The organism is Pantoea sp. QMID4, from assembly GCF_030270445.1.
GTDB lineage: Bacteria > Pseudomonadota > Gammaproteobacteria > Enterobacterales > Enterobacteriaceae > Pantoea > Pantoea vagans.
Genome location: NZ_BSXL01000001.1, coordinates 440,376 through 463,913, shown reverse-complemented (window position 1 = coordinate 463,913; position 23,538 = coordinate 440,376). Strand labels below are relative to the sequence as shown.

Below are 23,538 nucleotides of genomic sequence, written 5' to 3'. Positions count from 1 at the left end.
GCGAACAAGAAGGCGAATGCGGTCAGGCATCAGACTTCCCTACGCTGGCATTATCCAGATCAGGTCGGCGGGTGTATCTCAGCCCTGTATTAAAGGGGCACCCCGAGTCGTGTAGATTACATTTCTTTATTAATTAGTGAGTTATGTAAGTTTACCTGTTTGTATAAGGTTGTTTTTACGAACCTCACTATTGAGCATTGTACCCCAGCCTGTACCCCATTTTGTACCCCACAGGAAAACAAAAACCTTGATTATTCTTTACCCATGTAAAACGGTTATAGTTAGAAACTATGGACAGAATTAATCATTATTATCGCCAAATGAAGTTTTGAATCATGTTTAGAAAAATAAAGTAGATGCCCTACTTTATTCATTACTTACCGCTATGTAATTACCTTCAACAGAAATAATCTGTGGAGACAGTAATTAACTGTTATTTTTTCATGAAACAAGGATTTTTTGTGACCTATACTAAAATCTGAAAACCAAATCTTATACACATAGGTATTAAAATGAAAGTAAAAGATAATTTAGAAAATGAAATATTATCTAATCTAAAAAGACTGGAAGAAGAATATGATGAAGCGATGTATTTCAACAATTCCCCACCAGATATGAGTATTGTTGCAACAAAATGGCTGCAACAATATCTTAGCAAAAGAAAAAATTATGGAGAATAACAATTGAAGAAAAGGGAAATACGTACCAATAGAAAGACGCTGAATAAATCAGTTCGTAAAAAAACAATTGCATCAGAAATATCACTTACTTTTGATCAATATGAAAACATTCTATGTAGCGATATGACCTCAGCACGAATATGTAACATATTAAAAGTGCGATTACCAAAAGGATACATAGAGAAGCTAAGAAGTAACAAACTCACGAAATACAAAAACTGGTATCAAAAAGTAAAACTTAAGCATTTACACAGCCCCCAGTTAAAAAACTAACCCCCCAAAAAAGGTCGACTCACTCGCATGAATCGGCCTTTCTAAATTTATCAATATGGAACGTATACAAATGATTAATCCTAAATCTATTTTTACCAAGTTAAAGTATGTATCTACTGAGTGTGGTTCAGGGAAAACTACTTCATTATGTAATATGATCAATCGGGCACTTAATATAAAAGGTAGCACTGAAAATTTTATTATCGTACAAAACACACAGAAACTCGCTACAGATACAGCTAAGAATTTTAATAACTGCAAATTACTGATTAGCGATTTAATGCCCAGAAATAAAAACGTCATAAATGAAGTTCTTGATTTCCTCAAAACACCTGTCGAGCGGGTTCTCATTATTAGTGATAAAACATTCTTTAGAATCCCCATAGATATGTTAAATGGGTGGCAAATCTGGCTTGATGATGTGACTAATTTCCATTCATTCAAAAACGTTAATGATGATAATCATAGAATCAAAGAAATTATATATCATGATTTTATGCAAGAACATGAGTTTGTCGATGAAGAAGAAAAACAGTACTTAACGGCAAAAAAGAAAGCAGTCAAAGGAGGTTTAATAAACAAAATTGCACAAGAACTTTCGGTTATCAATGAGAACGATATTTTCATTATGAATAGTGACTACTTTAATGACCCTGAGAAAGTTCAGTTAAGTATCCTTGGATGGAAAGAGCTTCGAAAGTATATTGGGTTGCCAATAACTTTTATGGGAGCAAACTTCGAAAATTCATTGATTTATAAGGTAAGATCAGAAATATTTGAGCAAATCAATCTGGATGATCTACAACAACGAAAAGTACCTTTAACTGAACGCCTCAAAGTATACTACTTCTCAGAAAATATAAAATTATCAAAAAAATGGAAGGATAGAAACCCCGACAAACTCCAGCGTGTTATGATTACCTCTCTGAAGTACTCGACGGTCAGAAGTACTACTGGACGAACAACAATACCGATAAACAGAAGCTGCATGAGGCTTACAGAATAAGCCCTGATGCAAGAGGGCATAACGACTACAAAGATCGACATGTATGTGTCTGGCTTGCCTGTATGCGTCCTGATGATACAGAAGCGAAATTGTGCGAGTTACTGTTGAAGATTACAGGTGACGATATCCATCAAGCGAGAGAGTACGAGAGCCTACACCAGTTCGCTTTAAGAGGGATATCCCGTCAGTTCGACAGTACTGAAACGCAGATTGTCTACGTTTTCGATAAATGGCAGGCGGAGTCACTGAGTACACATATTGAGCATGTTCCTGGGGTGCTCGATAGTGCTGCTCCTGGTGTACCCGGCAGGCCGAAGGGAGCCAAAAACGATAACAGACTGCCTGCACTGGACGGTAAAAAATCAAAACGTTTCAGCCGCTGGATAAAGGATAATCCGGGGCTTGAAATGGATTCGTTCCATGAGTTTCTAAACAGTAACACTAACCACGATCTCAGTACTGAAGATAAAGACGCCATGTTGAGCCGATTCGAAAAGGCAGAGCACAAAAGAGACGCAAACTCAGTCCGCAACACCGACATGAAAAGCAATACTATGTCCAAAAATAACCCCTTATAATATATATTTAAGAGAAAAAACCGGACATCAATGAAAGAGCGAAAGCGAATGAACTGCCTGGAAGCAGGAGCTGCGAAGCAAGCGAACTGTTTCGGGTAGTTAGTGAGAGTACTCACGCAGTGAGTACTTGATATCTATCCCGTTGTTTATATATATAAAATAATTAAACAACACCCGCTTTGCGTGTACTGTTCGCTGGATTCGGTTCTACTGCTACGTTCCCTTCGGTCTCTGGCAGAGCGAACCTAATCGCGTTTTTTGTTCTGTCAGTAAGTACATAACTAACTGTTATTTCGTTACTTATTATAGAAAATAATTTCTTTGTGTACTTAGCGGGGCATCTGTTGTTTCAGTCACTGGAAAGCTTGTCAGTACTGACCAGAGTGAAGCGACCCCGATCTGCTCTACCCCCTTCATGATGGTGTTTCGGACAAAACGCACAGGAAGCCCCTGGACGCGATATTCGTTACTGACATACCTGAATGTTCAAAATCCATAAAACACCGTAGCGAAGCATCGAGAGCGTCTGCGTGATGGAATCGTCAGTACTCCCACCTTGAAATCAAATACATAGACAGTTTCATGTCCTACGAATCCCCTTGATCGATTTTACCTATTGATTTGTATCGAATTAATAGAAATTGATAGTTTACAACGATCAATTTACAGATGATTGATCGTTAATATCAATCATTATTGAGTGTGCGTGTTAATCTCGAATACCTGAATACGGAAGGATTTATGTCCGTACTTTTGGCCTGAAAAAAGCTAACGGGAGTGACAAAACTGTGAGAGTTGTACAACTGATAATTTATGGATTTTTGGGAGTCTTTCTTTGTCTTACTGGGATTGAAAAGTTTGGTGATTTCTTCTCTGCTGGAACTGGCTTTTGGTCGGTCGTTATGCTTTCCGTCGCTGGATTGTGCCAGCTACTGGCAAGTACTGCCGCGATAGGCTGGGCTGTTTTAGGTTCTGGTTCACTACGAGCTAAGTATTTACCCTATAAACTCGTTAATAATTATACGGTTCCAGTACTGGTCATTGTGCTTGCCTTCGTGGCAAGTACTGCCAGCTCATCAAGTTATGAGGCCAGAGCACAAAAACTTGGCTTTAAAGATGGCAAAGAGTTTGCTATAGCTCATGAAAATAATATTGTAAATCCTACTGATTACGCAAAATACTTAACAGAACAGAAAGCTAAGGCGGCAGAAAAGGCCGCTCATGAGGCATTACTTGCAGCAGAAAAGGAACAAAAAGCAAAAGAGGAAGAGGCTGAATGCCTACGCCGTGATAATCCCGAATGCTATATATCGAAACATGAGCGTGGGGATTATATGTGTGCAAAAGCTGTCGAAGGTTCAGCTAAGTACGAATTTAAATGGACTGATGGTATTACAGAACCAAAATTCTCTTCTCTAAGTTGGTACGATAAAAACAGGAGATTAGTTACTCTTAACGGGCATCGGGCACAGGCTCAAAACGGTTTCGGTGCGTTCAAAAATATACAGTACTCCTGCACATACAATGCTGATACTGGTGAAGTATTAAGTACTAACCTTCAATAAGGAATATTAAAATGAAAAAGACTTCTATTGCAGCAATGTTATTTTTTGTTTCTGTTTCGTCAATGGCGGCAGTACCTGAAGGAAAAACTGAAAAGCCCTTTATTATTGGCAATGAAGTAATTTGTTTGAAAGAAATCCAGAAGCAAATTACCCCTTATCTCAGGTCTTTTGAAGAAGAAAGTGGTGTTAAATACCAGTACAATGTTAAATCTGGTCTGTCGTATAAGGACGCTGTAGGGCTACGGTTACAGATCAACCGTGTGGATTCGGGGCTGCATGTGCGTGTAGCCGATCTTGATTACTACTGGCTACAGGAACGGGACAATATGTGCGAACCTGAGTACATGATACTTGACCGTTCTCTATGATAACGGTGTTGAACAAGGTCGCGTAAGCGGCCTTTTCCGTAAAAGTTGATGAAAGTCTCGTTTAGATATGCTAAAACTCAATATGATCGTTATAGATATTAAGTACTATGAATATGGAATCAATTAAGGGAATATAATGGATAATGAGTTTCGCTACCAATCGAATGATTACGAAAGGCAATCGCAACGCTTTGTACTTCCACTGTTTATTAAAGATGAGCTTGGTAATTATAACCAGTCTTCAACAGCAACTCTGGTAAGAGTGAATCATGTCCATCATTATGCAATTTTTGCAGCACATGCACTTGCAGGAGGAATTGATATAAATGACGTATTTTATTTTTCTTCGGATGGTTCGTTTTATCAATTGATTGAGCATTCTTTTGGTTTCAAGGTTTTTGAAAACGATGACATCGTATTGGTTGATTTTTTCAATCAAAGTTTTGATTTAAAGAATTACTTTAATTTAGATAGTAATGATATCCCTAATGGAATTTCATTAGACTTTTTTTGTTGGACGGGATTCCCATTGAGCCAATCCAAGAAAAAGGAAGTTCACAATACAAAATCACCTAATAGTTTAATAGCTGAAATGGTACATAGCGATGAATCTGGTAATTATATAAAGAAAATTAAATATCTGACTATTGCATCTAAAACTATATCTTTTGATCATTATTTCATCAAAGGTTTTCATAGTCGTAAAGAAATAGAATTAAAATATAAAGGTAAATTATCAAAATCACCATCACTTGCAGGTATGAGTGGGGGAGCAATGTATTTTACAAACTTAGAACAAAAAATCGCTAATACATTAGATGATACATTTGTATTTGCTGGCATTGGCATAGAGCATAGAGCTGATGATTCCATCGTAGGAGTCAGCAGATACAGGGTACTTGAGTTGATAAAATCATTTGATGAATCACATCCGGTTCATTTCTCCCTTGTTTAAATTAATAAAAATGAATAGAGGATTATAACAACAGTCCTCTATTCATTTTCATAACAAAGAACAAAAAAATCATCGATATAATGCATCGGCTATACTCTTTAATAGAATCATGTATTTCTTTGAGGGTAACTTGCTGAAGTGAAAGTGTCTGTCATCAGCATCATTTGATTTCCTTTAAGGGGTGCGAATGGAAATGCCACATAGTCCAAATTTCCTTGAGTCATATTAAAATATAATTTTTCGTCCCCAATTTTTAATTTGGATGCATGTGCCGGATATGTTCCTTCATCTTTAAATGTAATCAAAAAAGCCATGGGAAAGAAGTGCATACAACTACAGTGGCATAGACGACCATCGTTGAAAAATGAAGTTAGCTGAGCAGTTATCTGTGTTCTGTTAGGATAAAACCAATAATAGAAATCATGAGTATCTTCTATTTTCTTATTCTTCCCTAAAACAAATTTTCTTAACGGTGTGTAATATTCACTATCAATAAGAGCATTTTTGCATACTTCCACGGATGTTGCTGCGAGCAGATGACCCACTATTGCACGCAAAAAAGGTACTGCATTGAAAGGCGTAGAAATTACATTTCCGTAAAAATAAATACCAGCTAAATATTGCCTAATCAGATTTATGAAGTTCTCGATGGGAACCTTGATCTCATGATCCAAACTCCCAAGTATGTTGCCATTACAATTCTTGCATATGGTTTTAAATGTCGCTCCAGCGTGAGCATTTATTGGTTTTATTTCATCAGACGAATAATGTTCAGACACTGTTTTTTGAAACATTGGTTGAATATTCGTTGCACAACGAGGTGGCACATGATCTTTACTCAATAGACCATATGAACCGCAAATGACGCAATGCCCCTCACTAATTCTTGTATGTCTCAAACGTTCGGAAATTTTACCCATAAGATACCTCGGAATAGCAATCTTGACTGATTTTATCGCAAATGGATAACCTATGCTTTTTTATCTTAATTACCTTTACAACCTTCCCGTTTAAGAATGTGGCTAAGGCACTCGCCTTTAGTGCAAAAAACAATCAAAGCCCAAACCACTCATTTTCTGACAAAAAATTTAAAGGGATCGTTTACTCAGATAAAAGTACAATCAGTTTTAATCTGGCTGAATTAAAATTTCGTTCGCCTTATCAGGCTCAACCCCTCTGACAAAATGCCATGAACTCAGATATCGCTATCGGGCTTTCCACTAACCCGGCATCGACAAAAAAATGCACGATAAAAAATCTCTTTTAGGTACTCCCTATCGATACTCGGCCTTCTCGTCTCACATGGTATCATTTAGATGTTGCAGTCACTCAAATGAGACTGTATCATTCAGTTAATTCAAATGATACCTAACGAAGAGCGAGGATAGGTGTATGATTTTTGGATACGCGAGGGTGTCAGCAAAGGATCAAAATCTCGAGCGTCAATTGGCAATACTTGAGCTGGTGTGCGACAAAATCGTTGCAGAGAAGGAATCAGGGAAGTCCACCAGCGAAAGACGAGAATTGTTGAATTTGCTTTCTCACCTTCGCGAAGGTGACACACTTATCGCCCACTCCATTGATAGACTTGCACGAAATACTCGCGATCTGTTGGAAATGATTGATAACCTTATTGAGCGTGGAATTGTCGTTCGCTTTCTTGCAAACTCAATGAGTTTTGACAACTCCCCACAATCACGCCTGATCCTGACTATGATGGGTGCCGTCGCAGAATTTGAACGGGGTATGATTGCATCACGCCGTAATGAAGGAATTGCTATTGCTAAAAAGGCTAAAAAGTACAAGGGCAAGCAAAAGAACAAAGAACTGCACAGTAAAATTATTGCGATGCTACAGGCCAAGAAGAATACACCTGACGAAATCGCAAAACTTTGTGATTGCGGGAGGGCTACAGTGTTTCGTGTGAAGAAAGAAATGCTCGCCAGTCTTAGCGGCAATGAACGCTGATATAGCGGAAGGAGGAAAAGGAAAAAGGCTTGCAGTTTAGTACAGTTCAAATCCATTCGATATCTAAAACAAGCCTGTAAATAAATCGGTGCAACTTACCACAGTATATTAATTTTTGCATTGCGATTAATTATAAAGTATAGCAATAAACAATCAAGGCAGCTCGCAACACTAAATCAAGCTTAAAAAGCATATTAGGCATGTCGCAATTTAGTATTTTTTAAACAACTATATTAAGATAAATTAAATAAGATGGTTTATAACTTAACAACTTAAATCTTATAGCCTATTAAATTTTTTTAGCAAAAAATTATTAGTGATTACCTTTAATTTTTTGTGAAAATAATATTTAATCATTTAAAACAGGTTGAAATAATTAAGCCCAGAGAGTTTTCCTTTGGGCTTATAGTATATTTTACTGTTTTTTCTTTCTGGTGATGAAGGCCTTGCCGATGATTGCTGCATAAGCAACACATGCCTCAAGACCTTTTTTATCAGCAAGCTCTATGAGAAAGTGCCCTATTCTTTTTTCATCGAAGCCTTCTCTAATTAGTAGAGTTGTAACTTCATCGAGATCTAACTCATTGCTTTTTTTAATTTCATAATCGAAGCTACCTTGTACCTCACGCTCAATTGGTTTAGCTAACTTGGTAGCAGTGATATTTTCATTTTTAGGCATTGGTTCACTATTGCGAAGCTCTGGTATCTTAATAGTTTTCAAGTCGCCAATCTTGCATTTTATTAAAATCGTTTGACCAAAACTTAGTTTTAGCCACTGCCAACAGTGTGTTTTCGTTTGCCAGCTTTCCTTTTTTAAAGGATTAGCATGCCCAAGTCCTAATACATAATAGTTACCAGAATCACTTTTTACCAAACTATCACTCTGAGTTTGGGGTGCAAGCCATTTATTAATTTTTGGGTAGCTAAAATTATTAACAGCAATGCCTTCAGAAATATGATTGAGGCGAATCGATTCATTTATAATATATTCACTATCCTGAATATCCCATTTGGGTATTTCATTATAGCAACCAATAATTGCTCCAGCCATACTTGCAATAGAATCTGTATCAGTGCCTAATTCATTGACACAAGTTACCATTGCATCATATGGCGATGACTCTCTGAAAAGATGACATAAAACGGCACTTGCGATAGCTGTGTTAGTTGCAGTACCCCTTCTTGCTTCTTTGTTGCAATCCAAAACATCTATTGCAACCTTATACTTTTCTGAAGGATCGTTAATTTTACTGGTAGCATTAATTACTTTAGACAGATAATCTTTTGTTTCAATCCTAATACTTTCAATTTCATCAGATAATTTTTTTTGGCTAATACTTTCCCAATTTGGCAGCCAGAAATTTTTCAATTCATAGATACTGTTTATTCTTTCAGGGATTGATGAAAAGTCTTCAATTATTTTTTGTAGGTCAGAAATATCCGCTGGCCGTTCATTTAATAATGCAAATTTTAGAGTGTCAGCATGCAGAATCGCTCCACAAACGGCTAATAAATTACCATGCGTTACAAGGGAATCTTTGATAACTGAAGCAATGTAACTTCTTTTAGAAAGATCTTTACAGCTCCAAACATGAGGTTGTATTCTCATGGCTGTACCATTACCACCAGCATTAATATATTCGATTCCATTGGTTTTATAAAAATTTGAAAACCAAGTAGTATCTTTTCGCATTAGATTGCTGGCTGCCCATTTTGTCGCCCGCCCAGCTCCAAGTGCATATGATAACCATACAGGAAGCTCAATTTTTGCGAATGACTCAATATCAAATTCGCCATTATCCCGAATAGCTCTTGATACAGCTAATCTTAGCTGGGTGTCATCAGAATATGTACCAGCAGGAAGGCTAACTGTTACACCAGTGTACCCCCCAATCTTTCTATTCCAACCGACGGGTTTAAGCAAGTAAGTGTCTCCAACTCTGTGCCTTAAACCATTCTCATCAGTAAGCTCTGAAATCCATCCGATAGCATCACCAGCGGCCGCCCATAGTGCAGAGTTTATGGTTTTTTGTTCTCTGAGTAAGTTCATTTTACCCTCTTGGAATTATGTTAGGCACACCAGAAAATTTCTCTGGTGAAAGAATAACATTTACGTGCTGAAAACCCAAGCTTACTAATGTTCCATGGATCGAAGCTGCTTGCTCTCTATCTTGTACATAAACATACCTCAAGTATTCCATGCTAAGTGGATTTGGGTATAAAATTTCGGCTTGCTCACAAGTAGGGAGATGTTTAGGTCTTCCATTGCGATTTATTGTGTTGCCAAACCAGCGTACAATTGTCTCATTAAACATTGCTTGTAGCCCTACAAGCCCAGCTGTCCTAACCACTCCAGTATATATGTTATTTGTCGTTGTGAAGTAGACACCAGGGTGGGTTAATATTACCGAATCAAAAGACATTATGCACCACCATCGATCTAAACATGTGAATCTATTTCTGGCAGATCTAAAATAGTGCGTATTAATTTCACTTATAGATAAATTAATATAATCTAACCAATCTTCATCTTTATTAAATGTTTCTTGTGCTTCCTTACGCTCAGTTGATACAGGCGTAGCGATATGACTTAAATATTGCTCCTCATCTAATGCCTTTCGCGAAAGCACTAATCTTTGGCTTGCACAACCTGTTAATCCTCTTTCGGTTGTAAAATGTAGAACTTCAGTAATGGCATTTTCTTCAATATACTTTTGAATACTCATTTAAAGATTTACCTCATCAAAAGTTCCGTGCGTAAAATAATCTACTAAATCTGACTTTTCAGATTCTTTATAGCCAATGACTATAGATTCTTTAGCTCTGCAAATTGCCATAGCAAGCAGCCTTCTTAATTGCTGCAACTTATCATCATGTTCATTATCTTGATGCTGCATATTCGCTGTACTAAGGCCCAATATTATGACATGGTCGAACTCAAGCCCTTTTGCTGAATTCATCGTAGAAAGTGCTATATTTTCTGGGCCTGTAGGCCAAACTCTATTTTTAGTAATTGTTATATAAGGCAGATTATGAGCTTTTAATTTCTTTTCAACTTCAGAAAACCAATTCCCACCCTTAGGCTTGAGGAAAGCGACAGATTCAGCTTCTAAATTAACGTTTTGTTTAATGTAATTAATCGCATATTCAAGCTGCTGAGAATATAATCCTTTACAGACTATCGGCTTTGGCCCATGTCTTGTCGTCTGCCTAAAGTCGCTGATACTTCCATCATCGTCAACCGTTAATCCATGAGTTATTGAAGCTGCGAAAGCTGCTATTTCAACAGTATTCCTATGGTTTTCATTTAATCTGAAGTAAGCTGCATTTCTCATATCCAATCCAGTTTCCGTCCATGTGAACCCTCTTGGATATAGCCGTTGTACAGTATCTATTACGAATGTAAGATAGAAATCCTCTTTGAGATGGTTTAATATCGCTCTTATTTGATTTGCTGAAAAGTCTTGAGTTTCATCTACAACAATTATATCATACTCTAAGCATTCGCTATTAATCATTTTTTCACATTGAGTATGCCAATCATCTCCTTCTTGAGCCGCAAGGTACGACTCATACTCTCGTACAATATCAATTAACTTTTGCCGTGTTGGCCTTGTTACTTGTGGTGATAAACCTCGGCCAGTTCGTTCGGCAGTTAAATAACGATCTAAATCAGAAGAACGAAATCTTCCTCGTAAATAATCAATTTCACCAAGGATAAAATCTGTTTCATAACCCAATTCTGTACATTTTATTGTTAAGTATGCATCTCGATCATTATCATTAATGAGCGGCGTGTTAATATGGCGTCTCGTCCAATTAGCAAAAGTATCGTTTTCAACTTGCACTGGCATGGCTCCAGCTTGGATACTGTTATTGAGTAACCCATCAATATATCCTGACAAAGTTCTATTAAAAGAAAGAACTAAAGCTTTAATTGGACTTTGATCGTTATCAATTTTTCGTCTAAAAGATAATGCATTTACAATTGCAGTTAACCGAAGCAAGGCACTTGTGGTTTTACCACTACCTGCTGCTCCGCGTATGACTACAACCCCAGAAATATTTCTACTAACTATTGGTAATTGCTCACGTGTTGCCTGAGGATTCGATAGTATTTTCACTGTTATATCCTTGTAAATGATTTCTGTTATACATTATTCAAGCAGTAACGAATTGATACAAATCCGCTCAATACTCAATATATCAGAATCATCTTATTTTCAAGGATTAAACATAAGAAATTCTACTTTAAAAAAGTATTGACTTTTAAAAAATTAGTTCTCAAATCTATTTTATTACGTAATCACGATACATTGAACTATGTTTTCCATCTGATTCGGCTTAGTGCGAATTAAATCCATTTAATCTCATCAATTACATAGCTAATATTTACCAGAGGAAATGTATGGATGTATCGCTGCGTCACTCCACCACTTTTCTCATGACCTACCGTTTGTTGCAGATGCAAGATGTTCTTTACCCACCCAGCCATTGCTGTAGAGCAAACAGAGTGACGAATGCTGTGTAGTAACCTTCGCTGTCCGAAGTCATCTAAGTAAGGAATGCGAAGCTGATTACGCACCTCCGCAAATTCTTTACCAATTTTTGTCATGTTCGTACCCGCCACTTCTGAAAAAATCCGCTCTTTCCATTGCCGATCAACATAATCCATAAACCCCCATTCGATAAGGTTAGGGTGTATTACCACTTGCCGGGTAGCATTTTCGGTTTTCCCCTGCCCTCCTTCTGCAATCAAGAAGTAATACCGCTGGCTATCCTCATCGTATTTGATTTGTGATTTTTCCAGTTTGGCAATCTCTCCTCTCCTGGCACCTGTGTATGCCAACAACAACGTAATCCATTTCAGCCACCCATCCGGTTGCTTGAGTGCCCAATCTACAATCTTCTTCATCTCCGCCGAACTGTACGCACCGAACCTTGCTTTTGATGGTGCCGCCACTACGCCATCAGTTGGCGACTTAGGTAAAATACCTTTGCTATCGGTGAGAAAAGTTTTGAACAAGGATTTGTAGAGCTTCAGATGCTTATGGATAGCTTCGACGCCCACCAGCTCATTAGGTGGCACTTCATCACAATCTATCAACTGCCGAACCTTCATCGAGCGATACGGTTGAACAATACGTTTAGGTAAATTCTCAACAACTTCCATCACCTGTCTAATGTCCTGTTTGGTGATCGCAGTTACATCCGTATTTTCCCCCAACACTACAAGCAAAACTTCAATGTAACGTTCATTCGCCATTGAGATCGATTTAGTCCAATTCCCCCCCTTTTCGGCTTTGTACATAGCCCAAGCATCAGAGAGATTTAATGCGTTTTCCGGCTCAACTTGTGCCGATGGCTCCCCAATTTTAGGGGATACAACAAGCGGCAGACTGGATAACAGCGGAAGTGTCACAGTCCTACGTTCTGACACGATCAGGTTTGAGATAAACGCATCAAACATCGGAGTCGGAGTTGCTAATGATTTAACAAATGGGATGTGCGGAGTGATGTTAATCATCAAAGCAGAGGCTTGGTGATAGCTATCAGTAAGGAGTGATTTTTTATACATCCTGCCATTTGAAAGCCGGATCTGTAGATAGTAATTACCGTTTCGTTGAAACGTGTATGGTAGGGTTTTGTACCTCATGGTTACGCTCTTTTTGTACCTTGGGTGCATTACACACGGACAAAAAGAAATGTAACCACATGAATACTAATCAGAATCTTGACTTCCCTACGCTGGCATTATCCAGATCAGGTAATACGGGTATTTCTCAGCCTTCACAAAGAAGGGCACCCCGAGTCGTGTTACGGCTTGCAGCATAGGCAAGGCGTACCGTTAAAGCAAGCCTGGAAAATAATCGGAACTGAAACAATTCACATGATCCCGATCAACTCTCAGCAGTACAAAAAAAGGCTTAATGCTGCGGGTTAACAGGATACCTCTTTATAGGTAGCCCTGTTTGTTACCCTGACGGGTAATATTTCCTGCCGGGATTCTGGTGACCTTATAATAATTAACCTGCCCGCAGCATCATCGTAAAAAACACTTTATTTCAGTGAGTTAATAAACTTCTGGAGCGGAACTTCATACTATTCAGGATGTATGATGCGATTATCAGCGCTTATTCCTCACCGCCATCGATGGCAGGATATTATTATTGAACGTCGGGGTGCTATCGCGCCAAATGGCAGATCTTATCTTTCAACGTATATCTCCGCACACTGTGCCGGCTGCGGCGAAATCGTTCATCGCGTCTATTATCGCGATATCAGTGACAGACAGGCACGCCGCTGGTTAGGCTAGCGTCCCTGCTGCACTCAATCCGGACACCGTTATAGTTAACAGTCAGTTAGCAATTTGTTAGTCTGGTAACTCATCATCGTCTCACCAGACTCTCTTTATGCCACTGCTGTTTGAAAGCCTAAGCCATCAAATTTATCTGTCAGCTCCGCTGTTTATCCTGATTTTGCTGGGATACTGCCTGACGCGCCTCGGAAAATGGCCCGCCAGCATCAGTGAAGGGATGAACCGCTTTGTGTTTAACGTCGCGCTGCCCTGCATGCTGTTTCGGGTGATGAGCACCTTCTCGCAAAGTCCGCCGGTGGATGCGCGTCTGCTCCTGGCCTTCTTCGGCAGTTGCCTGCTGGTGTTTATCGTGGGCCGGTTGCTGGCAACAAGGCTATTTAATCTGGATAGCGTAGCGGCTTCGGTGTTTGCCCTGGGCGGTATCTTTTCTAATAATGTGATGCTGGGGATCCCGGTAGCTACGGTGCTGCTCGGACCAGAAGCCCTGCCTCCGGTGGCACTGGTGCTGGTGTTTAACAGCCTGATCCTCTGGACCTTACTCACTGTTTCGGTCGAGTGGGCAAAACAGGGCAGCTTCTCGCTGGAGGGCGTGTGGCGCACCCTGATTGGGGTAGTAAAGAATCCACTCATCATCGGCATTCTCAGCGGAACGGCCTGGAGCTTTCTGCAACGTCCTTTGCCGATGCTCGCCGCGGAACCGTTAAAGATGCTGGCTTCACTGGCCGCGCCCCTGTCGCTGGTCACGCTGGGCATGAGCCTGGCGCACTATCGGGTGCGGGACGGACTTAAAGAGAGCTATACCATCTGCCTGCTGAAGCTGGTCCTGCAGCCGATGACGGTATGGGCGATTGCCTGGCTGACCGGCTTGCCGCCGCTGGAGAGTAAAGTGGTGGTATTGCTGGGGTCGATGGCGGTCGGCGTTAACGTCTATCTGATGTCGCAGAAGTTCAATGTCATTCCTGGCCCGGCGGCGGCGAGTATGCTGTTTTCAACGGTGTTTGCGGCGGTGACGACGCCAGTATGGATGATGCTGATGACGCTGGCGGGATACTCATAAAAAAGCCCCTCAGCACGGGTGCTGAAGGGCTGCTGTCTGGCTGACGAAACGTTACTCAGCCGACTTAGTACGAATCAGATAGTCAAACGCACTCAGTGAGGCTTTGGCACCTTCGCCGCTTGCGATGATGATCTGTTTGTACGGCACGGTAGTGCAGTCGCCCGCTGCAAACACGCCTTTCAGGCTGGTTTCGCATTTACCATCGATAATGATCTCACCCATTTTGTTGCGCTCAACCGCGCCTTCCAGCCATGGGGTGTTCGGCAGCAGACCAATCTGAACGAAGATACCGGAGAGCGGCAGCTCGTGCGTAGTCTGCGTCGTACGGTCAATATAGTGCAGGCCGGTCACTTTGGTGCCGTCGCCTTTCACTTCGGTGGTCTGCGCGTTCAGGATTACATCAACGTTCTTCAGACTGCGCAGTTTATCCTGCAGCACCTGGTCGGCACGCATCTCACCAGCAAACTCCAGCAGGGTAACGTGTTCAACGATACCCGCAAGGTCAATGGCCGCTTCAACACCGGAGTTACCGCCGCCGATCACCGCCGTGCGCTTGCCTTTAAACAGCGGACCATCGCAATGCGGGCAGTAGGTGACGCCTTTGGTGCGGTACTCTTCTTCACCCGGCACGCCCATGTTGCGCCAGCGTGCGCCAGTCGCCAGGATGATGCTGCGTGATTTCAGTACTGCGCCGGAGGCGGTTTCGATGGCGTGCAGTCCGCCCTCTTTCGCAGCCGGAATCAGTTTGATGGCGCTCTGGCTTTCGATGACGTCCACGTTGTAATCATCAACGTGTGCGCGTAGTGAACCTGCCAGCTTTGCCCCTTCGGTTTTCGGCACGGAGATATAGTTTTCGATATCCACCGTGTCCAGCACCTGGCCGCCAAAACGCTCGCCCAGCAGACCGGTACGGATACCTTTACGTGCTGAGTAAACCGCTGCCGCTGCGCCCGCCGGGCCGCTGCCGATAATCAGTACTTCGTAAGCGTCACGCTTGTTCAGCTCTTCCGCTGCGCGTTTATCGGCGTTGGTGTCTACTTTGCTGACAATTTCCGCCAGGCTCATGCGGCCCTGACCAAACTCTTTACCATTCAGGTAAACCGCTGGCACGCCCATCACGTTACGTTCCTGAATCTCGTTCTGGAACAGGCCACCATCGATAGCAGTGTGGCTGATGCGCGGGTTAATCACCGCCATCAGGTTCAGCGCCTGAACCACGTCCGGGCAGTTATGGCATGAGAGTGAATAGTAAGTTTCGAAATGGAAGTCACTGTCCAGCGCCGCGATCTGATCCAGCAGGCTCTGTGCTTCCTTCGACGGATGCCCACCGGTCTGCAACAGTGCCAGCACCAGTGAGGTAAATTCGTGACCCAATGGAGAACCGGCAAAGCGCGGGCCGCTGTTCGAACCTGGGTTGGTAATCAGAAATGAGGGCTTACGCACCTGACGATCGTTCTCTTCGCGGAAGCTGACTTTGTCAGACAGGCCGGCGATATCAACCAACAGTTCACGGATCTCGGTTGATTTTGCACCCTCATCCAGGGTGGCGATCAACTCAACAGGTTTGGTTAATTTCTCAAGGTAAGCCTTGAGCTGCGTCTTCAAATTTGTGTCGAGCATAGTGATATCCTGGTCAAAAAATCGGGTGCCGCAGCACCCGATTGGAGAAAGATCGAAAGGGCGAAGCGGAATTAGATTTTGCCAACCAGGTCCAGAGACGGAGCCAGTGTTGCTTCACCTTCTTTCCATTTAGCCGGGCACACTTCACCTGGGTGAGAAGCCACATACTGAGCCGCTTTCACTTTGCGCAGCAGATCAGAAGCGTCACGGCCAATACCTTCAGCAGTGATTTCGATGGCCTGGATAACGCCTTCCGGGTCAACGATGAACGTACCACGGTCAGCCAGACCTTCGTCTTCACGCATGATTTCGAAGTTACGGGTCAGCGCGCCAGTCGGGTCACCGATCATCGCGTACTGAATCTTCGCGATGGTGTCTGAAGAACCGTGCCAGGCTTTGTGGGTAAAGTGGGTGTCGGTAGAAACGGAGTAGATATCTACGCCCAGTTTCTGGAATTCTTCGTAGTGGTCAGCCACGTCGCCCAGTTCGGTCGGGCAGACGAAGGTGAAGTCAGCTGGATAGAAGAAGAACACACTCCATTTACCTTCAACGTCTTTCTCGGTTACGTCGATGAATTCGCCGTTTTTGAATGCTGCGTTTTTGAACGGCTTGATTTTGGTATTGATAATAGACATCTGTGGCCTCCGTTAAAATATGTGATGCAGGTTACATAATTTTCGGGCCAACATCTAATACGCGGTCGTTATCAATCTGATAAACGAAAGCTATCAAACGCTGAGAGCCTGATGCTCTCAGGCCCGGCAGGCAGTGTACAGCGATTTTCGTGACATTTAACCCGCTTTATCTTTTCGCCCGTCTTCGCGAATCACTGCTAGTTTTGTAAGACCAGATTAAAAGGGAGCTGACCTGTGGAGATTCGTCCGTTTGCGGAAGCCGATCGTCCTTTCCTGCGTACGCTGTTTCTGGCGGCGCGGCGACACAACTGGCGCTGGCTCGACGGCAGCGAGTGGCAGCTGGAAGATTTTGATGGCGTGATTCTGGGAGAAACCGTGCTGGTTGCGGAAGCTGAGGGACAGCGCGTCGGATTTGCGGGGCTGCTGGAAAACGACAACTTCCTGCACAGTCTTTATGTCGATCCTGACTGGCAGGGACGGGGCGTGGGCAGCGCTTTACTGGAAGCCGTTGAAGCGCGTTTTACCTCAGCGGGCGCGCTGAAGTGCCTGCAGAAGAACAAAGCGGCGCAGGCCTTTTACCTGAAACATGGCTGGAAGATGATTTCACAAGGTGAAGGCGAGCACGGCGGCTACGTGTTGATGCACTACCCACTGGCCTCACACTATGCCAGCGGGTCGGGTCAGGCTTAAAGCGCGCGGAAGGCGATATCGCCAGGGATCACATCGCCCTGCCAGTAAAGCTGAGCCGCAACGCGTCCGGCCAGCTGGCGATAGAGTGCGGTAAATTCGCTGTCGGGACGGCGAATTACCGTCGGTTCACCTTCATCAAGATCTTCGCGCAGATCGATGTGCAGCGGCAGCTGGGCCAGCAATTGCGTCTGGTAATCCTCCACCAGTTTCTGCGCGCCGCCGGTGCCAAAGATGGGCTCGTGGAAGCCACACTGACTGCAGATATGCAGGCTCATGTTTTCCACCACGCCCAGCACCGGCACATTGACCTTTTCAAACATCACCAGCCCCTTGCGGGCATCAATCAGGGCGATGTCCTGCGGGGTAGTCACCACCAGCGCGCCGGTGACCGGCACGTTCTGTGCCAGCGTCAGCTGAATGTCGCCGGTGCCGGGCGGCATATCCAGCACCAGATAATCCAGCTCCGGCCACATCGTTTCATTGAGCAGTTGCATCAGTGCTTTGCTGGCCATCGGCCCGCGCCACACCATCGCATTGTCGTCCGTCACAAGATAACCGATAGAGTTGGTGGCCAGACCGTGCGCCATAATGGGCGCCATATGGGTACCATCCGGCGAGGTCGGGCGTTGATCCTGGGTGCCGAGCATGTTCGGTACTGACGGGCCATAGATATCGGCGTCCAGAATGCCGACACGCGCACCTTCGGCTGCCAGCGCCAGCGCCATATTCACGGCGGTGCTGGATTTACCGACGCCACCTTTGCCGGAGCTGACCGCAATAATGTTTTTAACCCCGTTAACGCCCGGCTGGTTTTTCACCCGCTTCAGGGTGGCGATCTCGTGGCTGAGCCGCCAGTCGATGGCTCCCGCGCCGGTCTGACGCAGCAGATCGGCGCTGACCTGCTCTTTGAGGTCGTCAAACCCGCTGGCCCAGGCAAACGGCATCAGCAGTTCCACATGCAGCGTTCCATCCAGCTGCGCCACATGATGCAACGCCTTCAGGGCGGTGAGATTCTGCTTAAGAGTCGGATGCTCAAAGCTTCTCAATACGCCAGCCACGATGGCGCGCAGGCCCTCTGGCGTATGCGGTTCCCGGGATTGTACAGTCATCCCCTGCTCCTTATTTCTGCTGTGCTTACGCTGTGTTTCAGCGATGTATTGTCAATGATATCAGATGCGCGTGGATCTGCGGCGACTGACAGGGGTGAATCCCTTGTGTTTACGCAGGAGAAGCCTTCAGTTACCATCTAAGCCCGTTTTTTCAATCAACAGAAAGCTACGCAAACTATGACTCAAGTCGCTAAAAAAATTCTGGTAACGTGCGCACTGCCTTACGCGAACGGATCAATCCATCTCGGCCACATGCTCGAGCATATCCAGGCGGACATTTGGGTGCGTTATCAGCGAATGCGTGGCAATCAGGTTTACTTCATCTGCGCCGATGATGCGCACGGCACGCCGATTATGCTGAAAGCTCAGCAGTTGGGCATTTCTCCGGAGCAGATGATTGCAGAAATGAAAAGCGAACATGAAGCCGACTTTGCCGGTTTCAATGTCAGCTATGACAACTATCATTCGACGCACGGCGACGAAAACCGTGAGCTGTCCGCGCTGATTTACGGCCGTCTGAAAGAGAACGGTTTTATTAAGAACCGCACCATCTCCCAGCTTTACGATCCGGAAAAAGGAATGTTCCTGCCGGACCGTTTTGTGAAAGGCACCTGCCCGAAATGTAAGTCGCCTGACCAGTATGGCGACAACTGTGAAGTCTGCAGCGCGACCTATAGCCCGACTGAGCTGATCGATCCGAAGTCGGTGGTCTCTGGCGCGACACCAGTCCTGCGCGACTCCGAGCACTTCTTCTTTGATCTGCCGTCGTTCAGCGCCATGCTGCAGGCCTGGACCCGCTCTGGTGCGCTGCAGGATCAGGTGGCGAACAAAATGCAGGAGTGGTTTGAATCGGGCCTGCAGCAGTGGGATATCTCCCGCGATGCGCCTTATTTCGGCTTTGAAATCCCGGACGCGCCAGGCAAATATTTTTATGTCTGGCTGGATGCGCCTATCGGTTACATGGGCTCGTTCAAAAACCTGTGCGACAAGCGCGGCGACATCGACTTCGACGAATTCTGGCGTAAAGACTCGACGACCGAGCTGTATCACTTCATCGGTAAAGATATCGTCTACTTCCACAGCCTGTTCTGGCCAGCGATGCTGGAAGGCAGCAACTTCCGCAAGCCAAATAACCTGTTTGTACACGGCTATGTCACCGTCAACGGTGCCAAGATGTCGAAGTCGCGCGGCACCTTTATTAAGGCCAGCACCTGGCTGCAGCATCTTGATGCCGATAGCCTGCGTTACTACTACGCGGCAAAACTCTCTTCACGTATCGACGATATCGACCTGAATCTGGAAGATTTCGTCCAGCGCGTGAATGCTGACATTGTTAACAAAGTGGTTAACCTGGCGTCACGCAACGCGGGCTTTATCACCAAGCGCTTTGACGGCCAACTGGCGTCTGAACTGGCCGATTCGGCGCTTTATCAGACCTTCGTTGATGCGTCAGAGAAGATTGGTGATGCCTGGGCAGCACGCGAATACAGCCGTGCTATCCGTGAAATCATGGCGCTGGCTGACCTGGCGAACCGTTTTGTCGATGAGCAGGCTCCGTGGGTGGTGGCGAAGCAGGAAGGCCGTGATGCCGATCTGCAGGCGATCTGCTCAATGGGCATTAACCTGTTCCGCATTCTGATGACCTGGCTGAAGCCGGTACTGCCGTCACTGAGCGCCCGTGCAGAAGGCTTCCTCAACTGTGAACTGAGCTGGGATGCCATTGCGCAGCCGCTGCTGGATCATCAGGTTGCGCCGTTCAAAGCGCTCTACAGCCGCATTGAAATGGCGAAAGTCGAAGGACTGATTGCAGCCTCGAAAGAGGATGCCGCTGCCGCCAGTACACCGGCTGCCACGGGGCCGCTGGCCGATGCGCCGATCGGTGAAACCATCACCATTGATGATTTCGCCAAAGTCGATATGCGCGTCGCGCTGATTGAGCAGGCTGAACGGGTGGAAGGTTCGGACAAGCTGCTGCGTCTGCAACTCGACCTTGGCGGCGAGAAGCGTCAGATCTTCTCAGGTATTCGTGCCGCCTATCCTGATCCCGCTGTGCTGGTCGGTAAAATGACCATTGTCGTGGCCAACCTGGCACCGCGTAAAATGCGCTTTGGTATCTCTGAAGGCATGGTGCTGTCAGCGGGTCCGGGCGGCAAAGATCTGTTCGTGCTCTCCGTCGACAGCGGTGCTGTACCGGGTATGCCGGTTAAGTAATCGCCTGCCGACGCTTAACAGGTTAAGCGCAGTGACGTTCTGAACCCTTCGTGCCCTATTACTGGCGCGAAGGGTTTTTTTCCCTTCGCATTCTCACCGCGACTGCCCCGCTTCCTTCTGCTGAAACGCTCTGCCCGTTGCTGCTACTCCGCGGCATAAATGTGATCGCTAGCACGCTAAGCGGTTAGTGCGTATGATGAAGCTCAGTGAAAACAGGAGCCTGCCATGCTCACCGTGCTGTCTGTCTGCGGACAATATCTTCGCGCCTTTATCATCATTTATCTCTGCTTATACGCCGGCATCGGCATCGCTTCGCTGCTGCCCATTAAGCTGCCTGGCAGCATCCTGGGAATGTTAATTCTGTTCGCCCTGCTGGCGTCGCAGATCCTGCCGGTGAGCTGGGTAAAACCGGGCTGCCATCTGCTGATTCGCTATATGGCGCTGCTGTTTGTGCCAATCAGCGTCGGGGTAATGGGCTACACCGATATCCTCACCGCACAGTTTGGCCCGATTGTTGTCTCCTGTGTCGTCAGTACTTTCCTGGTGCTCTCTATTGTCGGCGTCAGTGCCCACCAGCTTCACAGCCGCCGTCCAGCCGGAGAATCAGTCGATGAGTGACATGTGGTGGTCACTGCCACTGACGCTGGCGGCCTTTTTTCTGGCGCGCAAGCTGGCGGTACGGCTGAAAATCTCGCTACTTAATCCGCTGCTGGTCGCGATGGGGATGATTATCCCGATACTGCTGCTGTTGCAGCTTCCTTACTCGCGCTATTTCGCCGGCAGCCAGATTCTTAATCAGCTGCTGCAACCGGCGGTGGTCGCGCTGGCACTGCCACTGTATGAGCAGATGCATCAGATTCGTGCCCGCTGGAAATCGATTATTGGCGTCTGCTTTATCGGCAGCCTGACCGCTATGATCTCAGGCACCGCCATTGCCCTGTGGATGGGCGCGACACCCGAAATTGCCGCCACCATCGTGCCTAAATCCGTGACCACGCCCATCGCGATGGCCGTTTCAGGCTCGCTGCACGGCATTCCCGCCATCAGCGCAATCTGCGTGCTGATTGCGGGTGTACTGGGTGCGGTATTCGGACACACGGTGCTGAATCTGCTGGGCGTGAAATCGAAAGCGGCGCGCGGACTGGCAATTGGCAATGCGTCGCATGCGCTGGGCACAGCGCGTGCCGCGGAACTTGACTATCAGGAAGGGGCATTCAGCTCACTGGCACTGGTGATCTGCGGCATTATCACCTCTCTGCTGGCACCCTTTATTTTTCCGCTGCTGATGCAGTGGTTTGGCTGAAAGTTTGCGAGAGATCTCGCAAAGTTGAAACATGCAATACGGGTTACATTGTCAGAGCGATGTGGATCACATATAAACCGATGACTGGCACATCGCCCTGCTGAATTTAATGAGGCTCACATGCATTCCCGTTTCCTCTCTGCTTTCGAGGCATTGCCGTCAACGCTGCAAATTGCACTCGCTCCCCTGCTGGACGATCCCGACTTCCACGCGGTACTCAGCGCCGACCAGGTCGCCGCACTGCAGCAACAGACGCAGATGGATGCCGATACGCTGGCACTGACGCTGCTGCCGCTGGCGGCCTCCTGCGCGGTAGCGACGGTGTCGCATTTTAATGTCGGGGCGATTGCCCGTGGCGTCAGCGGCAACTGGTACTTCGGGGCCAATATGGAATTTGTCGGCACGCCGATGCAGCAGACGGTTCACGCTGAGCAGAGCGCTATTACCCATGCATGGCTGCGCGGCGAGCGCCAGCTTGAGACCATCACCGTTAACTACACGCCGTGCGGTCACTGCCGTCAGTTTATGAACGAGCTGAACAGCAGCACACACATTCGCATCAGCCTGCCGCAACGTGCAATCAGCACCCTGGCCGATTATCTGCCGGATGCCTTTGGCCCGCGCGATCTCGACATCACGACCTTCCTGATGGACGAGGTGGATCACGGCTATGTGGCCGATGGAGATGACCTGGTGCAGGCTGCGGTTGCCGCCGCCAATGCCAGCCATGCGCCCTACAGTCAGTCCCACGCTGGTGTTGCGCTGCTGACCGCTGATGGGTTGATAGTCGCTGGTCGTTATGCGGAAAATGCCGCGTTTAACCCAAGCTTCCCGCCCCTTCAGGCGGCACTGGTCCTGCTGAACATGCAGGGCGGCGATGTTCGTCAGATAAAAAAAGCGGTTTTAGCCGAAGTGGAAAATGCCACGTTAAGCCAGTTCGCCGCCACGCAGGCGACGCTTGAGACATTTGGTTGCGGTGAGCTGCTGCAGGTAACGCTGAACAAAGCATAACCCGCTGTCAGAGAGGCCACAGTTTTGTGAGCTTTTATTAACAAACGCTGTACTTCTGTGGGAAATTTCATAGGATCTGGCGCCAGAATTCACGTCATTACAAATTACTCTGAATAATTCAGGTTACAGGATAGCAGCACGGTCGTGACTGTTTCTGCAGCGGTTACCCTGCCGCTGCCGGACCTGCAGT

Annotated in this window: 21 protein-coding genes and 2 riboswitches; of the genes, 13 read left to right on the top strand and 8 right to left on the bottom strand. The window is 45.6% G+C overall.

Translation table 11 applies throughout. The features are described from left to right. Positions 1-19 precede the first annotated feature (19 nt). Positions 20-115: riboswitch (TPP riboswitch) on the bottom strand. A 397-nt stretch (positions 116-512) separates the two neighbouring features. The 6 genes from QSK07_RS02065 (at position 513) to QSK07_RS02040 (ending at position 5,425) form a co-directional block, all read left to right on the top strand. Continuing rightward, on the top strand, positions 513-680 hold the full coding sequence (locus tag QSK07_RS02065; protein ID WP_285720311.1) for a hypothetical protein: 168 nt from the start codon (positions 513-515) through the stop codon (positions 678-680). 343 nt (positions 681-1,023) lie between these two features. Further along, a complete protein-coding gene (locus QSK07_RS02060; RefSeq protein WP_285720310.1) occupies positions 1,024-1,959 on the top strand; it encodes a hypothetical protein in 936 nt (311 codons plus the stop codon). Between the two features lie 62 nt (positions 1,960-2,021). Then, positions 2,022-2,537: a hypothetical protein gene (locus QSK07_RS02055; RefSeq protein WP_285720309.1), complete on the top strand. Its 516-nt coding sequence runs from the start codon at positions 2,022-2,024 to the stop codon at positions 2,535-2,537. Between the two features lie 788 nt (positions 2,538-3,325). Beyond that, positions 3,326-4,102 carry a hypothetical protein gene (locus tag QSK07_RS02050; RefSeq protein ID WP_285720308.1) on the top strand — a complete coding sequence of 259 codons (777 nt, stop codon included), beginning with the start codon at positions 3,326-3,328 and terminating at the stop codon, positions 4,100-4,102. 11 nt (positions 4,103-4,113) lie between these two features. Then, entirely contained in the window at positions 4,114-4,470 is a 357-nt protein-coding gene (locus tag QSK07_RS02045; protein ID WP_285720307.1) for a hypothetical protein, read from the top strand. 136 nt (positions 4,471-4,606) lie between these two features. After that, positions 4,607-5,425 carry a hypothetical protein gene (locus QSK07_RS02040; RefSeq protein ID WP_285720306.1) on the top strand — a complete coding sequence of 273 codons (819 nt, stop codon included), beginning with the start codon at positions 4,607-4,609 and terminating at the stop codon, positions 5,423-5,425. Between the two features lie 107 nt (positions 5,426-5,532). Here the strand turns inward: QSK07_RS02040 and QSK07_RS02035 are convergent, their stop codons facing one another. Further along, a complete protein-coding gene (locus QSK07_RS02035) occupies positions 5,533-6,345 on the bottom strand; it encodes a chaperonin (protein ID WP_285720305.1) in 813 nt (270 codons plus the stop codon). Positions 6,346-6,817: 472 nt separating this feature from the next. On the opposite strand from QSK07_RS02035, the gene QSK07_RS02030 reads away from it, so the two are divergent. Beyond that, positions 6,818-7,393, top strand: a complete 576-nt coding sequence (locus tag QSK07_RS02030; protein ID WP_285720304.1) for a recombinase family protein — start codon at positions 6,818-6,820, stop codon at positions 7,391-7,393. 415 nt (positions 7,394-7,808) lie between these two features. On the opposite strand, the gene QSK07_RS02025 is transcribed toward QSK07_RS02030, so the two are convergent. The 4 genes from QSK07_RS02025 to QSK07_RS02010 form a co-directional block, all read right to left on the bottom strand. After that, on the bottom strand, positions 7,809-9,443 hold the full coding sequence (locus QSK07_RS02025; protein WP_285720303.1) for an ADP-ribosylglycohydrolase family protein: 1,635 nt from the start codon (positions 9,441-9,443) through the stop codon (positions 7,809-7,811). A 1-nt stretch (position 9,444) separates the two neighbouring features. After that, positions 9,445-10,119, bottom strand: a complete 675-nt coding sequence (locus tag QSK07_RS02020; protein ID WP_285720302.1) for a DarT ssDNA thymidine ADP-ribosyltransferase family protein — start codon at positions 10,117-10,119, stop codon at positions 9,445-9,447. Then, the gene (locus tag QSK07_RS02015; RefSeq protein ID WP_285720301.1) at positions 10,120-11,517 is read right to left on the bottom strand and encodes a 3'-5' exonuclease; all 1,398 of its coding nucleotides are present in this window, start codon (positions 11,515-11,517) and stop codon (positions 10,120-10,122) included. A 230-nt stretch (positions 11,518-11,747) separates the two neighbouring features. After that, complete coding sequence (locus QSK07_RS02010; protein ID WP_285720300.1) at positions 11,748-13,049, bottom strand: tyrosine-type recombinase/integrase; 1,302 nt, start codon at positions 13,047-13,049, stop codon at positions 11,748-11,750. A gap of 67 nt (positions 13,050-13,116) precedes the next feature. Next, positions 13,117-13,213: riboswitch (TPP riboswitch) on the bottom strand. 593 nt (positions 13,214-13,806) lie between these two features. On the opposite strand from QSK07_RS02010, the gene QSK07_RS02005 reads away from it, so the two are divergent. Next, positions 13,807-14,769: an AEC family transporter gene (locus QSK07_RS02005; protein WP_285720299.1), complete on the top strand. Its 963-nt coding sequence runs from the start codon at positions 13,807-13,809 to the stop codon at positions 14,767-14,769. 51 nt (positions 14,770-14,820) lie between these two features. Here QSK07_RS02005 and ahpF read toward each other — a convergent pair whose 3' ends face one another. Together ahpF and ahpC are read right to left on the bottom strand one after the other, a co-directional pair. Further along, positions 14,821-16,389, bottom strand: a complete 1,569-nt coding sequence (gene ahpF, locus QSK07_RS02000) for an alkyl hydroperoxide reductase subunit F (RefSeq protein WP_098052825.1) — start codon at positions 16,387-16,389, stop codon at positions 14,821-14,823. A 71-nt stretch (positions 16,390-16,460) separates the two neighbouring features. Then, positions 16,461-17,024 carry an alkyl hydroperoxide reductase subunit C gene (gene ahpC / locus QSK07_RS01995; RefSeq protein ID WP_098052824.1) on the bottom strand — a complete coding sequence of 188 codons (564 nt, stop codon included), beginning with the start codon at positions 17,022-17,024 and terminating at the stop codon, positions 16,461-16,463. Positions 17,025-17,258: 234 nt separating this feature from the next. On the opposite strand from ahpC, the gene QSK07_RS01990 reads away from it, so the two are divergent. Then, complete coding sequence (locus QSK07_RS01990) at positions 17,259-17,714, top strand: GNAT family N-acetyltransferase (RefSeq protein ID WP_285720298.1); 456 nt, start codon at positions 17,259-17,261, stop codon at positions 17,712-17,714. Here QSK07_RS01990 and apbC read toward each other — a convergent pair. Beyond that, positions 17,711-18,823, bottom strand: a complete 1,113-nt coding sequence (gene apbC, locus QSK07_RS01985; protein WP_285720297.1) for an iron-sulfur cluster carrier protein ApbC — start codon at positions 18,821-18,823, stop codon at positions 17,711-17,713. The two genes, QSK07_RS01990 and apbC, sit on opposite strands and share 4 nt — an antisense overlap. A gap of 177 nt (positions 18,824-19,000) precedes the next feature. Here apbC and metG point away from each other — a divergent pair, with 177 nt between their 5' ends. The 4 genes from metG to cdd all read left to right on the top strand — a co-directional run bounded on the left by metG (position 19,001) and on the right by cdd (position 23,348). After that, positions 19,001-21,034 (top strand): methionine--tRNA ligase, encoded by a 2,034-nt coding sequence (metG, locus tag QSK07_RS01980; protein ID WP_285720296.1) that lies wholly within the window; start codon positions 19,001-19,003, stop codon positions 21,032-21,034. A gap of 225 nt (positions 21,035-21,259) precedes the next feature. Further along, positions 21,260-21,652 (top strand): CidA/LrgA family protein, encoded by a 393-nt coding sequence (locus QSK07_RS01975; protein ID WP_098052820.1) that lies wholly within the window; start codon positions 21,260-21,262, stop codon positions 21,650-21,652. After that, complete coding sequence (locus QSK07_RS01970; protein ID WP_275220871.1) at positions 21,645-22,337, top strand: CidB/LrgB family autolysis modulator; 693 nt, start codon at positions 21,645-21,647, stop codon at positions 22,335-22,337. Before QSK07_RS01975 ends, QSK07_RS01970 begins: the two co-directional genes overlap by 8 nt. A 120-nt stretch (positions 22,338-22,457) precedes the next feature. Beyond that, the gene (cdd, locus tag QSK07_RS01965) at positions 22,458-23,348 is read left to right on the top strand and encodes a cytidine deaminase (protein ID WP_285720295.1); all 891 of its coding nucleotides are present in this window, start codon (positions 22,458-22,460) and stop codon (positions 23,346-23,348) included. The last annotated feature ends 190 nt before the right edge of the window (positions 23,349-23,538 follow it).

Coding starts and splice junctions, on each gene's coding strand:
- QSK07_RS02055 (WP_285720309.1), top strand. CDS start 2,022: ATGCGTCCTGATGATACAGAAGCGAAATTGTGCGAGTTACTGTTGAAG.
- QSK07_RS02010 (WP_285720300.1), bottom strand. CDS start 13,049: ATGAGGTACAAAACCCTACCATACACGTTTCAACGAAACGGTAATTAC.
- QSK07_RS02025 (WP_285720303.1), bottom strand. CDS start 9,443: ATGAACTTACTCAGAGAACAAAAAACCATAAACTCTGCACTATGGGCG.
- QSK07_RS02040 (WP_285720306.1), top strand. CDS start 4,607: ATGGATAATGAGTTTCGCTACCAATCGAATGATTACGAAAGGCAATCG.
- QSK07_RS01970 (WP_275220871.1), top strand. CDS start 21,645: ATGAGTGACATGTGGTGGTCACTGCCACTGACGCTGGCGGCCTTTTTT.
- metG (WP_285720296.1), top strand. CDS start 19,001: ATGACTCAAGTCGCTAAAAAAATTCTGGTAACGTGCGCACTGCCTTAC.
- QSK07_RS02035 (WP_285720305.1), bottom strand. CDS start 6,345: ATGGGTAAAATTTCCGAACGTTTGAGACATACAAGAATTAGTGAGGGG.
- QSK07_RS02060 (WP_285720310.1), top strand. CDS start 1,024: ATGATTAATCCTAAATCTATTTTTACCAAGTTAAAGTATGTATCTACT.
- apbC (WP_285720297.1), bottom strand. CDS start 18,823: ATGACTGTACAATCCCGGGAACCGCATACGCCAGAGGGCCTGCGCGCC.
- QSK07_RS02045 (WP_285720307.1), top strand. CDS start 4,114: ATGAAAAAGACTTCTATTGCAGCAATGTTATTTTTTGTTTCTGTTTCG.
- ahpF (WP_098052825.1), bottom strand. CDS start 16,389: ATGCTCGACACAAATTTGAAGACGCAGCTCAAGGCTTACCTTGAGAAA.
- QSK07_RS02020 (WP_285720302.1), bottom strand. CDS start 10,119: ATGAGTATTCAAAAGTATATTGAAGAAAATGCCATTACTGAAGTTCTA.
- QSK07_RS01975 (WP_098052820.1), top strand. CDS start 21,260: ATGCTCACCGTGCTGTCTGTCTGCGGACAATATCTTCGCGCCTTTATC.
- QSK07_RS02030 (WP_285720304.1), top strand. CDS start 6,818: ATGATTTTTGGATACGCGAGGGTGTCAGCAAAGGATCAAAATCTCGAG.
- cdd (WP_285720295.1), top strand. CDS start 22,458: ATGCATTCCCGTTTCCTCTCTGCTTTCGAGGCATTGCCGTCAACGCTG.
- QSK07_RS02065 (WP_285720311.1), top strand. CDS start 513: ATGAAAGTAAAAGATAATTTAGAAAATGAAATATTATCTAATCTAAAA.
- QSK07_RS02005 (WP_285720299.1), top strand. CDS start 13,807: ATGCCACTGCTGTTTGAAAGCCTAAGCCATCAAATTTATCTGTCAGCT.
- ahpC (WP_098052824.1), bottom strand. CDS start 17,024: ATGTCTATTATCAATACCAAAATCAAGCCGTTCAAAAACGCAGCATTC.